This is a genomic window from Janthinobacterium sp. GW821-FHT03C08 (genome assembly GCF_059420905.1).
The window spans coordinates 26,411-41,361 of the sequence record NZ_JBWKUP010000025.1 but is presented as its reverse complement, the minus strand read 5'-3'; the positions used below and the strand labels follow the sequence as shown (position 1 = coordinate 41,361).

General features: G+C 62.7%; 11 protein-coding genes. 5 read left to right on the top strand and 6 right to left on the bottom strand.

Going from position 1 to position 14,951, the window contains the following annotated elements:
- Window positions 1-42: 42 nt before the first annotated feature.
- Window positions 43-3,486: a transcription-repair coupling factor gene (gene mfd / locus AC07VL_RS26305; RefSeq protein WP_494808463.1), complete on the top strand. Its 3,444-nt coding sequence runs from the start codon at window positions 43-45 to the stop codon at window positions 3,484-3,486.
- A 55-nt stretch (window positions 3,487-3,541) separates the two neighbouring features.
- A complete protein-coding gene (serB, locus tag AC07VL_RS26300) occupies window positions 3,542-4,384 on the top strand; it encodes a phosphoserine phosphatase SerB (RefSeq protein WP_494808482.1) in 843 nt (280 codons plus the stop codon).
- 47 nt (window positions 4,385-4,431) lie between these two features.
- Here the strand turns inward: serB and AC07VL_RS26295 are convergent, their stop codons facing one another.
- Complete coding sequence (locus tag AC07VL_RS26295; protein ID WP_494808462.1) at window positions 4,432-6,273, bottom strand: serine hydrolase domain-containing protein; 1,842 nt, start codon at window positions 6,271-6,273, stop codon at window positions 4,432-4,434.
- A 109-nt stretch (window positions 6,274-6,382) separates the two neighbouring features.
- On the opposite strand from AC07VL_RS26295, the gene AC07VL_RS26290 reads away from it, so the two are divergent.
- Complete coding sequence (locus AC07VL_RS26290; RefSeq protein ID WP_494808461.1) at window positions 6,383-6,745, top strand: DUF4870 family protein; 363 nt, start codon at window positions 6,383-6,385, stop codon at window positions 6,743-6,745.
- A gap of 33 nt (window positions 6,746-6,778) precedes the next feature.
- Here the strand turns inward: AC07VL_RS26290 and AC07VL_RS26285 are convergent, their stop codons facing one another.
- The gene (locus AC07VL_RS26285; protein ID WP_494808460.1) at window positions 6,779-7,945 is read right to left on the bottom strand and encodes a cystathionine beta-lyase; all 1,167 of its coding nucleotides are present in this window, start codon (window positions 7,943-7,945) and stop codon (window positions 6,779-6,781) included.
- 191 nt (window positions 7,946-8,136) lie between these two features.
- Window positions 8,137-9,492 (bottom strand): 30S ribosomal protein S12 methylthiotransferase RimO, encoded by a 1,356-nt coding sequence (rimO, locus tag AC07VL_RS26280; protein WP_494808481.1) that lies wholly within the window; start codon window positions 9,490-9,492, stop codon window positions 8,137-8,139.
- A gap of 294 nt (window positions 9,493-9,786) precedes the next feature.
- On the opposite strand from rimO, the gene AC07VL_RS26275 reads away from it, so the two are divergent.
- Both AC07VL_RS26275 and AC07VL_RS26270 read left to right on the top strand, forming a co-directional pair.
- Entirely contained in the window at window positions 9,787-11,319 is a 1,533-nt protein-coding gene (locus AC07VL_RS26275; RefSeq protein ID WP_494808459.1) for a beta propeller repeat protein, read from the top strand.
- A gap of 40 nt (window positions 11,320-11,359) precedes the next feature.
- Window positions 11,360-11,569: a DUF1203 domain-containing protein gene (locus tag AC07VL_RS26270; protein ID WP_494808458.1), complete on the top strand. Its 210-nt coding sequence runs from the start codon at window positions 11,360-11,362 to the stop codon at window positions 11,567-11,569.
- A gap of 72 nt (window positions 11,570-11,641) precedes the next feature.
- Here AC07VL_RS26270 and AC07VL_RS26265 read toward each other — a convergent pair whose 3' ends face one another.
- From AC07VL_RS26265 to phaC, 3 genes are all read right to left on the bottom strand, one after another.
- Window positions 11,642-12,232 (bottom strand): nucleotidyltransferase family protein, encoded by a 591-nt coding sequence (locus tag AC07VL_RS26265; RefSeq protein ID WP_494808457.1) that lies wholly within the window; start codon window positions 12,230-12,232, stop codon window positions 11,642-11,644.
- A 197-nt stretch (window positions 12,233-12,429) separates the two neighbouring features.
- Window positions 12,430-12,993 (bottom strand): polyhydroxyalkanoate synthesis repressor PhaR, encoded by a 564-nt coding sequence (gene phaR / locus AC07VL_RS26260; RefSeq protein ID WP_092800050.1) that lies wholly within the window; start codon window positions 12,991-12,993, stop codon window positions 12,430-12,432.
- A gap of 224 nt (window positions 12,994-13,217) precedes the next feature.
- Window positions 13,218-14,933 carry a class I poly(R)-hydroxyalkanoic acid synthase gene (gene phaC / locus AC07VL_RS26255; RefSeq protein ID WP_494808456.1) on the bottom strand — a complete coding sequence of 572 codons (1,716 nt, stop codon included), beginning with the start codon at window positions 14,931-14,933 and terminating at the stop codon, window positions 13,218-13,220.
- Window positions 14,934-14,951 lie beyond the last annotated feature (18 nt).

Below are 14,951 nucleotides of genomic sequence, written 5' to 3'. Positions count from 1 at the left end.
CTGTTCCACTCAACTGCCTCTGCCACTAGTGTCATCGCCTGCATGTCCTTAGACTTAACAAAAGCCCTCCCCAAGCCCGGCAACCGCTATGCGCTGCCCGCCCTGTATGGTTCATCCGACGCCTACGCCCTGGCGCTGGCCGCGCTGGCACTGAAAGCGCGGGGCCAGATGCTGGCCGTGGTGGTGGCGCAGGCCAGCGACGGCCAGCGCCTGCTCGACGAAATCCCCTGGTTCGGCGGCAAGGAACTGCGCTGCCATCTGCTGCCGGACTGGGAAACCCTGCCCTACGACGCCTTTTCGCCGCACCAGGACCTGGTCTCCGAGCGCCTGGCCACCCTGCACGAAATCCAGACGCGCCAGTGCGACGTGCTGATCGTGCCGGCCACCACGGCGCTGGTGCGCCTGGCGCCGCCGTCCTTCCTGGCTGCCTACACCTTCTTCTTCAAGAAGGGCGAAAAGCTCGACGAGGCGCGATTGAAGTCGCAGCTGACCCTGGCCGGTTACAGCCACGTTTCGCAAGTGATGTCGCCGGGCGAATACTCGGTGCGCGGCGGCCTGCTCGACCTGTTCCCCATGGGATCAAGCCTGCCCTACCGCCTCGACCTGTTCGGCGACACCATCGAGACCATCCGCACCTTCGACGCCGACACCCAGCGCTCGCTGTATCCGGTGCACGAAGTGCGGCTGCTGCCGGGGCGCGAATTCCCCATGGACGAAGCAGCGCGCACCACCTTCCGCAACCGCTGGCGCGAACAGTTCGAGGGCGACCCGTCGCGCTCCGTGGTCTACAAGGACATCAGCAGCGGCATCGCCTCGGCCGGCATCGAATATTATCTGCCCCTGTTCTTCGAGCAGACGGCCACCCTGTTCGACTACCTGCCGCCCGACGCCTCGCTGGCCCTGGTGGGCGAGATCGACGCCGCCATCGGGCGCTTCTGGACCGACACGCAGTCGCGCTACCGCTTTTTGAAAGCCGACCGCGAGCGGCCTATCCTGCCGCCCGAAACGCTGTTCCTGTCGGACGAGCAGTTCTTCGGCCTGGCCAAGCCCTACCCGCGCCTGGCGATCGCGAAATCGAACGATGCGCTGGCGTCCGAACTGTCGGCGCCGATTCCGAACATCGCCGTCAACCGCCGCGCCGACGACCCGCTGGCCAACCTGCGCAGCTACCTGCTGCAAGCGGGCCGCCGCGTGATGATCTGCGCAGAAACCAACGGCCGCCGCGAAACCCTGCAGCAGTACTTCAGCGAATACGACCTGCACCTGACGCCCGTGGAAGGTTGCGACGGCTTCCTGCAATCAAGCGCCAAGCTGATGCTGGGCGTGGCGCCGCTGCATGCGGGCTTCGAGCTGTTCACGCCGGACGGCAATTTATCCTTCATCACGGAGACGGAGCTGTATGCCGGTTCCGGCCGCAGGGTCGGCACCAAGAAACAGGAAGGCGTGACGCAGGTCGAGTCGATGGTGCGCGACCTGTCCGAGCTGAAGATCGGCGACCCCGTGGTGCACATCAACCATGGCATCGGGCGCTACATGGGCCTGACCAGCATGGACCTGGGCGAAGGCGAGACGGAATTTTTGCACCTCGAATACGCGAAGGACACGAAACTGTACGTGCCCGTGTCGCAGCTGCACGTCATTTCCCGCTATTCGGGCGCCTCGCCGGAAGACGCGCCGCTGCACTCGCTCGGCTCGGGCCAGTGGGAAAAAGCCAAGAAACGCGCGGCCGAACAGGTGCGCGACACGGCCGCCGAGCTGCTCAACCTGTACGCCCGCCGCGCCCTGCGCCAGGGCCATTCCTTCGAATTCTCCGCGCACGACTACCAGCGCTTCGCCGACAGCTTCGGCTTCGACGAGACGCCGGACCAGGCCGAGGCCATTAACAACGTCATCAAGGACATGACCTCCGGCAAACCGATGGACCGCCTCGTGTGCGGCGACGTCGGCTTCGGCAAGACGGAAGTGGCCTTGCGCGCCGCCTTCATCGCCGTCATGGGCGGCAAGCAGGTGGCCATCCTGGCGCCCACCACCCTGCTGGCCGAGCAGCACGCGCAAACCTTCGCCGACCGCTTCGCCGACTGGCCCGTGCGCATCGCGGAATTGTCGCGCTTTCGCACCGGCAAGGAGATCACGCAGGCATTCAAGGGCATGGCCGACGGCACCATCGACATCGTCATCGGCACACATAAACTGCTGTCCGACGACGTGAAGTTTACCCGCCTGGGCCTGGTCATCATTGACGAAGAACACAGGTTCGGCGTGCGGCAGAAGGAAGCCCTGAAGGCCCTGCGCGCGGAAGTGGACGTGCTGACCCTGACGGCCACGCCGATCCCGCGCACCCTGGGCATGGCGCTGGAAGGCTTGCGCGACTTTTCCATCATCGCCACGGCGCCGCAAAAGCGCCTGGCCATCAAGACGTTCGTGCGCAGCGAGGGCGAAGCCATCATCCGCGAAGCCTGCTTGCGCGAACTCAAACGAGGCGGCCAGATCTACTTCCTGCACAACGAGGTGGAAACCATCCAGAACCGCCTGGCCATGCTGACGGAACTGCTGCCCGAGGCGCGCATCGCCGTGGCGCACGGCCAGATGCACGAGCGCGACCTGGAAAAGGTCATGCGCGACTTCGTCGCCCAGCGCTTCAACATCCTGCTGTGCACGACCATCATCGAGACGGGCATCGACGTGCCGACGGCGAACACCATCATCATGCACCGCGCCGACAAGTTCGGCCTGGCGCAGCTGCACCAGCTGCGCGGCCGCGTGGGCCGCTCGCATCACCAGGCCTACGCCTACCTGCTGGTGCACGACGTGCAGGGCCTGTCCAAGCTGGCGCAGCGCCGCCTGGACGCCATCCAGCAGATGGAAGAACTGGGCAGCGGCTTCTACCTGGCCATGCACGACCTGGAAATCCGCGGCGCCGGCGAGGTGCTGGGCGAAAGCCAGTCGGGCGAGATGACGGAGATCGGCTTCCAGCTGTATTCGGACATGCTCAACGAGGCCGTGCGCTCGCTGAAGGCGGGCAAGGAGCCGGACCTGGCCGCGCCGCTGGCCTCGACGACGGAGATCAACCTGCACGTGCCGGCACTGCTGCCCGCCGATTTCTGCGGCGACGTGCACGAACGCCTGTCGATCTACAAGCGCCTGGCCAACTGCGCCACGCAGGAAAAGATCGACGACATCCAGGAAGAGCTGATCGACCGCTTCGGCAAGCTGCCCGACGCCGTCAAGGCGCTGGTCGAGACGCACCGCCTGCGCATCGCCGCCAAGACCGTGGGCATCGTCAAGATCGACGTGCACGGCGAGGCGGCCACCCTGCAATTCATGGCCAAGCCGCCCATCGACCCGATGCGCATCATCGGCCTGATCCAGAAAAACCGCCACATCAAGCTGCACGGCCAAGACAAGCTGAAGATCACGGCCGCCATGCCGGACCTGGCCGCGCGCGTGACGCAGATCAAGACCACCATCAAGCAATTGACGGTGTAGACCATTTCGATAATCCATGCAGGACTGACCCATGACCAATACCACTTCCATCACCATGAATCTGATCCTGCAGGGCCAGGACGGCGACATGGCCAGGCTCGAACGCATCGCCGCGCTGGCCGCGCCCACGTCCATCACGCGCCTGGGGCCGAACGCCGTGCGCTGCGAAAAGATCGCCTACTCGCCCGCGCTGCGCCCCACCATCGAGGTGGCGGCCCACGCGGCGCAGCTGGACGCCACCTACATGATGGGCCAGCGCGACCTCAGTGAATTCAAGCTCGTGGCGATGGACATGGATTCGACCCTGATCACCATCGAGTGCATCGATGAAATCGCCGACATGCAAGGCCTCAAACCGCAAGTGGCGGCCATCACGGAAGCGGCCATGCGCGGCGAACTCGATTTCGCGGCCAGCCTGAAGCAGCGCGTGGCCCTGCTCGAAGGCCTCGATGCATCGGCCCTGCAGCGCGTCTACGATGAACGGTTAAAACTGTCGCTCGGTGCCGAGAAGATGCTGGCGGCCGTGCAGAAGGCCGGCCTGAAGACCCTGCTGGTATCGGGCGGCTTTACCTTCTTCACGCAGCGCCTGAAGGAGCGCCTGGGCCTCGACTACACGCACGCGAACGAGCTGGAAATCGTCGACGGCAAGCTGACGGGCAAAGTGTTAGGGGGCATCGTCGACGCCGAGGAAAAGCAGCGCACCGTGGAGCGCGTGTGCGCGGAGCTGGGCATTTCGCCGTCCGAGGCCATCGTCATGGGCGACGGCGCCAACGACTTGAAGATGATGGGCATCGCCGGCCTGTCCGTGGCTTTCCGCGCCAAGCCCGTGGTGCGCTCGCAAGCCGACGTGGCGCTGAACTTTGTGGGCCTGGACGGCATCCTGAATATCCTGAACTGAAGCATGCCGGGGCATGGCCATCGGACCATGTCCCCCTGCCCTCCACCCTACAGCTGCCACAGCCGCAGCGGCAGCAAACCCCACCAGGCCAGCACGAGCAGCAGTTGCAGCGCCGCCAGCAAGGCCAGCCAATCCCATTTCGCCCACGAGCCAGCCTCGGCTGGCGTGCCGCGGCTGCGCCAGCAACGCGCCAGGCCAAAGGCCATGGCCAGCGGCAGCGCGCCCGTCGCCACTGTCAGCAGCACGCTGGCGATGGTGACGTCGCCCAGGCGCAGATACGACTGGAAGAAAAAGAACGGCAGGGGCAGCGCCAGCGCCAGCAACGACAGCAGGGGCGCGAACAGATGGTCGCCCCGCCCCAGCCTGCGCAGCGCGGCGCGCCAGATGCCCACCACCAGCACGTACAGCAAGCCGGCGGCACCCAGGGCCAGGCTGCCCCACAGGACCAGCATGCGCAGCATCGACACCCGCTCATAGCTGCGCAAGCCGTCGCTGAGGATGTGGCGCCCGTCTTCCTGCATCAACACGTGCGACGGGGCGCTGCGGTCGCTGGCGCGGAACAGCAAGCCGCCCGCCGGCTCCAGCTCCGTTGGCTCGCCCTGGAACGGGATCAGGAACAGCGAATCGCCATCCCATTTGAGGCGCGTAAAGCCGAAGACGGCATCGACCCAGGCCATGCTGGCCACGGGGCTGGGCGACGGCAGGTACACGCCCTGCCAGTTTTCCACCGTAGGCGCGGGCGTGCCGCGCGGCGCCGGGGCGCGCAGCGGCAGTTCCAGGTCGCGCAGCAGCAGGCGGTTGAAGCGTTCATAGTCGGCTGCTTCCGCATCCGTGTTGAAGGCCACGAAAAAGGCGCTGTCCTGCTCCGGATAGATGCACAGCATGGCGCGAAAGCCCACCGTGGTGCCCGGATGGCAGGCGCCGACCACGTTGTGGCGGTCGCGCACGGCCAGCGCCAGGCCGTGGCCCGTCGCCAGGCCCGCCTGCGCCGCATCCGTGCCGGCCGGCTCGGACAGGGCGCCCATCAGGGCCAGGTCGATGAACTGCGTGCCCTGCAGCTTGCCGTCGCCCATCAGGAACTGCGCCAGCTTGCCCATGTCGGCCGCCGTAGTGGTGAACTGGCTGGCCGGCCGCAGGTACTGCGGCACGGCCGCCTGCGCCACGCCACGCTCGAAGTGGCCCATGGCCAGGCGCGGGTCGGCCTGCGGGCCTGTTTGCGTGGCAAAAGCAAACGTGCTGTCCGCCATGCCCAGGGGCTGCAGCAGCTGCGCGTCCAGGTAGCGCTCGTACGGCTGGCCCGTGACCCGCTCGATCACCATGCCCAGCAAGCCATAGCCCATGTTGGAGTACGCGTAGCGGCTGCCGGGACGGGCGCGCACGCGCAGCAGGCCGCCGCCGTCAAAGGCCTCGGCCAGCGGCGTCTCCGGCGCAGGCTTCAGGCTGAATGCCTGCCAGAAACGCACGTTGTCGAGGCCCGAGGTATGCGCCAGCAGGTGGCGGATGCGCACGGGGTCGCTGGCCTGCCACGGGTTTTTCAGGGCCAGCTCGGGCAGCACCTGCAGCAGGGGCGTATCGAGCGTGAGCCGGTCTTCGCTGACCAGGCGCAGCACGCCCAGCGCCAGCGCCACCTTGGCCACGGAACCGACCTGCACGCGCGTGTCCGCCTGCATGGGCAATTGCTTGCCTGCATCACGCAAGCCGGCGGCGCCCGTGCGCACGGTGCCGTCTGGCAAGACTTCGCTCCAGACGGCGCCCGCCAGTCCCTCTTCCTTCAAGCCGGCGGCCATCTCGGCCGCCAGGGTGCCGCCGGCGGCGTGCGCCGCCGTGGCGACGCACAGCAGCAGGGCCGGCACGGCGCGCCGCAGCCAGCGTCCGGCGCGCGCGGCCAAGGTGGGATATCGATCTGCTGTTAACAATGTATTCTGCCTTTTCCAAGGACTGCGCCCCTGCGCCGCTTTGCTTGTTACAATTAAAAATTGAGCAACGACGGGAGGTTTCATGTCACAAGATATTATGTTGGATACGCCACTCCAGCAGACCAAGAACCTGGCCTGGTGGTTGTACCTCATACATGGCGCCAGCTTCGTGTTCTCGCTGGGCGCCTTTTCCTTCATCCCGCTCATCATCAATTACGTGAAGCGGGGCGAGGCGGCCGGGACCTTCGTGTACAGCCATCACGGCTGGATGATCCGTTCCTTCTGGTGGTATGTGGCCTGGATCGTCGTCGGCGCCGTGCTGTGGATCACCATCATCGGCATTCCGCTGGCCTTCCTCGTCTGGGGCGTGGCCTGGCTGTGGAAAGCCTACCGCCTGCTGCGCGGCTTCATCGACCTGAACAACAACAGTCCCGTGCCCCTGTAAACGGTGCTGCGCGGCAAGCCAACGGCTTGCCGCCTACAGCGCCGCGAACGCCCGTTCGATATCGGCGATCAAGTCCTGCGGATCTTCCAGTCCCACGTTCAGGCGCACCAGCTGGCCCGGCAGCCGCCAGCCCTTGCGCATGGCGGCGATGCGGTACGGCATCACCAGGCTGTTCGCGCCGCCCCAGCTGTAGCCTATCTTGAACAACTGCAAGGCATCGACGAAGCGGTCCGTCTGCGCCTCCGTGTAACGGGCATCGAACAGCACGGAAAACAGGCCGCCCGCGCCCGTGAAATCGCGCTGCCAGATGGCGTGGCCGGGGCAGTCGGCGAAGGCCGGATGCAGCACCGTGGCGATCTCGCTGCGCCCCTTGAGCCAGCTTGCCACCGTGCGCGCGCCCGTGTCGTGGGCGTCGAAGCGCAGCTTCATGGTGGGCAGGCCGCGCAGCACCAGGTAGGCGTCGTCCGCCCCCACGCCCAGCCCCAAGCGCATGTGCGCCTGCGCCAGGCGCTCGTGCAAGGCGCGCTCGCGCGTGATCAGGGCGCCCATCAGCACGTCGGAGCCGCCCGACTGGTATTTCGTCAGCGCCTGCATGATGATGTCCACGCCCAGGTCAAAGCCGCGCAGGGCCAGGCCCGCCGACCAGGTGTTGTCCAGGGCTACCAGCACGCCGCGCGCATGGGCGGCCGCGCAGATGGCGGGCAAGTCCGGCACTTCCATCGTCACGGAACCGGGCGCTTCCGTCCAGATGAGCTTGGTATTGTCCTGGATCAAGGCCGCGATGCCGGCGCCGATGAGCGGATCGTAATAGCGGGCCGTGATGCCGAAATCCTGCGCCAGCCAGCGTCCCAGTTCGCGGTTCGGGTTGTAGATGTTTTCGGGCAACAATACATCGTCGCCCGTTTTCAGCAGGGCAAAGTCCGCCATGGCGATGGCCGCCAGCCCTGATGGCGCCAGCAGGCAATATTTACCCCCTTCGATCTCGGCCAGTCGCGCTTCCAGGGTAAAGGTGGTAGGCGTGCCGTGCAAGCCATAGGTGTAGGCGTTCTTGTCTTTCCAGTCGCCCGAGCGCATGGCCGCCACGTCCTTGAACAGCACGGTCGAAGCGTGGTGGATGGCATTCGGAAACGCGGCAAAACCTTGCGGCGCCTGGTAATCGCTGTGGATCAGCGCGGTTTGCGGGGATTTGGGTGTGGTCATGGCGTCGTCGGCAAATAAAAAAGGCGGGCCAGCCTGTGCTGGTCCGCCTTGATTGTAAGGGCTTATGCCCTTGCCTGCCGTACGTATGACAGAGTGTTACACCTGCATAAAAAACGTTCAGGCCAAGGCGCGCTGCCGCAGACAGTACTTTACTGTACGGCAAGGCAGCGCAAGGCCGGCATGGACGTTTTTTACTCGGCAGCACCCCACAGGTCATGCGCGTCGGCCGAGGTGATGGTCACGTCGACGAACTGGCCCACGGCCAGCTTGCGGTGCGGTTCGAACGGTGGCTTGACGTAGACGACGCCGTCGATTTCCGGCGCGTCGGCGGACGAGCGGCCCACGCCGCCGGAGCGGGTGACTTCATCGATGAGCACGCGCACGGTCTTGCCCACCTTGGCTTGCAGGCGCTTGCGGGAAATTTCTTCCTGCAGCAGCATGACGCGGCCGCGGCGCTCTTCGCGCACTTCTTCCGGCACGGGGTTGGCCAGTTCGTTGGCCGTCGCGCCTTCCACCGGGGAATACGCGAAGCAGCCCAGGCGGTCGATCTGCGCTTCCTTGAGGAAGTCCAGCAGGTACTCGAATTCCGCTTCCGTCTCGCCCGGGAAACCGGCGATGAAGGTCGAGCGGATGGTCAGGTCCGGGTTGATGGCGCGCCAGGCCTGGATGCGGTCCAGGTTTTTCTCGCCGCTGGCCGGGCGCTTCATGCGCTTCAGCACGTCCGGATGCGCGTGCTGCATCGGAATGTCCAGGTAAGGCAGGATGTGGCCGCCGCTCATCATCGGGATGATCTGGTCCACGTGCGGGTACGGGTACACATAGTGCAGGCGCACCCAGGCACCGTAGGACTTGGCCAGTTCGCCCAGCGCTTCCGTCAGCTGCGTCATGTGGGTTTTCACGGGACGGCCGTTCCAGAAGCCGGAACGGAATTTCACATCCACGCCATACGCCGAGGTATCTTGCGAAATGACGAGCAATTCCTTGACGCCGGACTTGAACAGGTTTTCCGCTTCCATCATCAGCTCGCCGATCGGGCGCGAGACCAGGTCGCCGCGCATGGACGGGATGATGCAGAAGCTGCAACGGTGGTTGCAGCCTTCGGAAATCTTCAGGTAGGCATAGTGCTTCGGCGTCAGCTTGATGCCTTGCGGCGGCACCAGGTCGAGGAACGGCGCATGCGGCTTGGGCAGGTGCAAGTGGACGGAATCCATCACTTCGGCCAGCGCGTGCGGACCCGTAACGGACAGCACTTTCGGGTGCACCTTCATGATGATGTCGTCGCCGGCAGCATCCTTCTTGGCGCCCAGGCAGCCCGTGACGATGACCTTGCCGTTTTCAGCCAGCGCTTCGCCGATGGCGTCGAGCGACTCTTGCACGGCAGCATCGATAAAACCGCAGGTATTGACGATCACCAAATCGGCGCCAGCGTAGGATTTCGCCGTTTCGTAACCTTCGGCGCGCAGCTGGGTGAGGATTTGTTCGGAATCGACCAGCGCTTTCGGGCAGCCGAGCGAGACGAAGCCCACTTTCGGCGCCGCACCTGGCATGGCCTGCATGGCCTCTGGCTGGGCGGAAGGAACGGGAATACGGTGAATTTCAGACATAGTTGGCAGCTAGGAAAATGGTGAGGCGAATCGGCTATTGTACCCCGAGCCGCCCCTTGCTGTCAGTGGCGGTCTGGTTTTGCTGCGGGATATGCACGGTGGGAGCCACGGGCGACCTGCCCTGAGCATATTCTTTCACGCATTCCATATCTGGCTGCAGCCCATACTTGACTAATATACTTGTTATTTCATACACAGTCTCGCTATAATAAGATTTTATTGCACTGTGGAAATAAAATGTTCATCAAAAATCTCGTTGCCAACGTTTTTGCAGGAGCCGTCTCTGCGCTGATGCTCGGTGGCTGTGTCACAACGCATGTGCAGCGCCCTCTCAGCGTCGGCGTGCCCTCCGAAGGTACAGCCGTTACTGTCAGCATTACTGCCAACACTGATGAGGTGAACGGATTGGGCCAGATCACTTTGGGCCGCCTGAGTAGCGGAGACGCAGTATCCAGCCTGGTCCTGCAGCGATATATCCTGAACCAGGTTGCCAAGGATATGGCGCGCGACACGACTCTTTTCATGGGGACCCTGCCACCGGGGAAATACTACTTCAGTCAACTGGCCGACGCCGGCAAATCAAACCGCTACATCAAAATGGGCGGCGGCCTGGGCTTATTTACTGTGGAGGAAGGCAAGCCGGTCGATCTGGGCCGCCTGATCGTCACTCCTCTTTATGGCGAGCGTGTACTGGTCGGCCGCAGCGTGCGGGTGCGAGACAACCGCACCCTGCTCGAACGCTATTCTCCCGAGCACCTGAAGCTGTTTGCACCCGAAAAGACAGTCAGCTGGTCCGGATCGCGCAGTGATACGGATCGCGCTGAGGAACTCGCCATGGCCCGCCCCACCGGCGCCGAATGCGTGACGGAGCTACCAGACGGCAGCGTGGCGGCCGCAACCCGCATGGGCACAGTGCTGTGGCGCAGCCCTGAGGGAACATGGAAACAACTGGCCAGCGACAAAATAGAGACGCTGAACTGCGTGCAGCCGGTGCAAATGCCGGATGCAGACTTGCTGGCCTTCGGCGAGTTCGGCACCCTGCTGCGCCATGCGCCGGGACAGAACAAGCTTGAACCGATTGACACTGGCAACCTTCCCTATGGCAATCTGGTCGGACTGGCTGGCAATATGGACGCTGGCTGGTATGTCGCCGTCCAGCGTAACAATGAAGTCACGATTTATCATTCCGCCCGTCTCGAGCGCGGCGAGTGGCATCAGGTACGCAGTGAGAAGCTGGGGAAGTGGCTCCTGAACCAGGACACCTGGTTCTGGCTGCGCGATATCGGCACAGGCTTTGCCTACACGTCGACGAAAGGAACGCTGCACCTCTACGACTACGCCAGTGGCCAGTGGTCAGAGCGGGCAATGCCCGATCGCCGTGCGGATGCGATGCGCATCAGCGGCAGCGGCATGTGGAGCCTCATAACACAAGGTTACGGGCCATTTGCGATCACCTCCAGAGATGCTTTCGTTTCAGTGAATCAAGGTCAAACCTGGCAAGAGGTCACCGCTAGCCACATTCCGCTGATTCAGCGTACCGATGGAACCCTGCTGCGTTTTGAAAGCAGTCTGATGAGCGATACGACCTTACATGCCAGTAGCGACATGGGCAAAACGTGGACACTGGTGGACGCCAAACCGAAATCACGCGAGTTGACCCCGCTTAAATCAGGTGCGATTCTGGGAAAAATAACGCGCTGGAGCGTGCCGGCGCAATTTGAAATATCGAACGACGGCGGTAAAAGCTGGACTGCCGAAAGCATGAAGTGAAAGTTCTGACCGTCAGTCGACAATGCCATGCCCACCCGATGTGAACGATGACTACCAGGCGGCATCCGTGCCGTCTGCCTGGATCGACTTGCAGAGCAAGAGCCGGATGGCGGACGCGCCTGAATATATGGTGGAAGGCACGTCGATTGAAACCCTGATTGAGCAGATCTTTGGCAATCAGGAAGTCAGCTATATCCACGTCCACAACGCCAGACGCGGTTGCTACGCTGTCCGGGTTGACCGGGCATAGGTAGCAATGGATTGCATGTGCGATTCTCAGGCTCCTGCATCGCCTATCATCAAATGCAGGCTATGAGCTTGCTCAGTCCGGTTCCAAAGCACGGCTGGAAGCGGCACCTGGGAATTCAATACGTAGCTTGGGCCAGGTACCTTGCCAATTCTTGCCACGCACGCGGCCTGCGTAGACCGATTGCTTCGCTGTCAGAAATCGCTCTGTCGGCCGGACCACCAGATCGAAAAGATCATGCAGGCCGAAAGGAGCCGCTATATCGATGTCTGCAAGGTCATTGAGTCGCACACCCACGGCAGTGGCGGTTTCCGGCCAGTATCTCATGGCATCGGAAGCGGTCAGGTAAGGCAGGTCCGCATTGCGTTCATGCATACGCGCCTGATTCTTGACCGACCAGCCCAGCGTGCCGTCCCGTGCCCTTAAACTCGACTCAAGCATGGCGTCATGCGCCTGTGTCGCCTTGCTTGGGTCGTACCAGATGACGTCGACATCGTGAGGCAGTGGCGAAGGCGAACGTTGGTGCAAATGATCCCAGACACAGCATCGCACAAATCCCGCAGTAACCCAGCAATCGGGCAGATCAAGTTCCCTGACAAGACGAAGGACATGCATACGCTCATTATCGGCTGCAATCATTGCCTGCAATTGCTCAAGCAGCGCCATATATACTCCTTGTGGACCTGCAGTTGCATATCAAACGAACGCTGCGATGTCATCCTTGCCGGACAGCGTCTGCCCATCAAAGAAAAATGGTTGTACCATGCTCCGATCAAAACCCGGCACACCGAGGCGATATGGCGCCTGAATGCACAACGGCACAGGAATTCCTGTGCCGTCGCGTGACCCGCATCGCTTGCGGCCTACTTCTTGTCCGTTGGCGGGACCGGCGGCACGAAGGGGAAAGTGCCGAACAGATTCTTGCTCTGGCTCTGCATCTGCTCCTGCATCTGCACGAACAGGCTCTTGCTCTGGTCGATATAGTTGTTCATCATGCCCTGCATCATCGGACCTTGGACATTCATGAACTGGGTCCACATTTCCGGGCTGAATGGCTTGCCTTCGAAGCTGCCGGCCGACGTGCCCGTAAACTTGTGCTGGATGTCGGTGAACGCCTGCACGTTCTTTTCCAGGTAGGATCCCATCATGCCCTGCATGGCGTGGCCATAGTAGCGGATGATCTGCGACAGCACGCTGCTCGAGAACATGGGCGCGCCGTTGGCTTCCTCTTCCAGGATGATCTGCAGCAAGATGCTGCGCGTCAAATCTTCGCTGGATTTGGCATCGACGACCGTGAACACCTCATTATCCAACACCAGCTGCTTGACGTCCGTCAAGGTGATGTAGGAACTGGTTTGCGTGTCATACAGACGGCGGTTGGGATATTTTTTAATCAGGCGGTCTATATTTTTTTTTGCACTACTCATCACAAGTTCCACTTATTGCGCCGCAGCGCATACTGAGTTAATCCGAAAAAAAAGCGAACGTGGGTCCGCTTTCGCACCTGCCTACTTTTTGCATTATAGAGTGGAAAACGGCTCCATTGCACATCAGGGTAGTCGATTCCCACATTTATTGCAACGCAACTAAAAGTAGATTCCTGACAAGACCGGTGATTACCCCGGCCCTGCCCGGCGGATCGCTTTGCGGCCTAGTCTGCCCTGACTTTAACATACCGGCCCGGCGCCGCCTCGATGGGCGCATGGCGTTTGTTGCCCGGCTTGCCTGGCGCCTTCACGTCGGCGCCGCCGTGTTCGGCCAGGAAGGCCGCCCATTCGGGCCACCAGCTGCCCACGTGCTCCGTCGCGCCTTCCATCCATTGCTCGGCGCTTTGCGGCTTGGCCTTGGCCGTGCGTGGCTTGTCGTTGCTCCAGTAGCTGCGCTTTTTCTTCGACGCGGGATTGATCACGCCGGCGATATGGCCCGAGGCACCGAGGATGAAGCGGTTGGCTTTCGGCTTTTTCGGGTTCAGCACGGCCATGCTGGCATAGGCGGCGCCCCAGGGCACGATATGGTCTTCGCGCGAACCGTAGATGAAGGCGGGCGCGTCGATGCTGCCCAGGTCCACCTGCTCGCCGGCCACCGTCAGCTTGCCCGGCACCTTCAGGCTGTTTTCCAGGTAAGTGTTGCGCAGATACCAGCAGAACATGGGACCGGGCAAGCCCGTGCCGTCGCCATTCCAGTACAGCAAGTCAAACGCGGGCGGCTCCTTGCCCTTCAGGTAGTTCGACTGCACGTAGTTCCACACGAGGTCATTCGGCCGCAGGCTGGAAAACGTGCTGCCCAGGTCGCGGCCCGTCATCAGGCCGCCCTTGGCCAGGGTTTGCTCGCGCAGCGCCACCTGCGGCTCGTCGATGAAGACGTCGAGCGCGCCCGTGTCGCAAAAATCGAGGAAGGTGGTCAAGAGGGTCAGGCTGGCGGCAGGATTCTCGCCGCGCGCCTTGAGCACGGCCAGGGCCGTCGAGACGATGGTGCCGCCCACGCAAAAGCCGAACAGATTGAGCTTGTCCTGGCCGGAAATGTCCTGCGTCACCTTGATGGCTTCGATCACACCTTGCTCCACGTAATCGTCCCACGTCAGGTGCTGCATGCTCATGTCCGGATTGCGCCAGGACATCAAGAAGACCGTGTTGCCCTGTTCCACCGCATAGCGCACGAGCGAGTTTTCTGGCTGCAAGTCAAGGATATAGAATTTATTGATGCACGGCGGCACCATCAGCAGGGGCCGCTGATGTACCGTGGGGGTGCTTGGCGTGTACTGGATCAGCTGGAACAGGGCATTTTCAAACACCACCGTGCCCGGCGTGGTGGCCACGTTGCGGCCCACTTCGAAGGCCGATTCGTCGGACTGCGAGATGCGGCCCTTGCCCATGTCGGCCAGCATATTGCTCAAGCCCTTGGCCAGGCTTTCGCCCTTGGTCTCGATCAGGGTCTGCTGCGCGTCCGGGTTGGTGGCGAGGAAATTGGCGGGCGACATGGCGTCGACGATTTGCTGCACGGCAAAGGCAATCTTCTGTTTCTGGTGCGGCGTCGCTTCCACGGCGTCGGCCATGGCGGTGAGAAATTCGGCGTTCAGCAGGTAGGCGGCCGCGTTGAAGGCCGACAGGGGGCTCGCGTGCCAGGCGGGCGCGGCGAAGCGGCGGTCCTTCAGCTCCGGCGTCTTGCCGGCCATGAAGTCCGTCCACAAGCCCGTCAGCTTGGCCACATAGGCATTTTTCAGTTGCTCGATCACGTCCGGCTTGATGCTGGCACCCGCATCCTGCAAAATGCCGGCAATCGGATTGGCTGCCGGCTGCGGTACCATGTTGAACCACGTTTTCCACTGCTCAGGATTGCTGATCTGCGCCATCCATTCCTTGGTCATCATTTGAGGATCGGGCATATT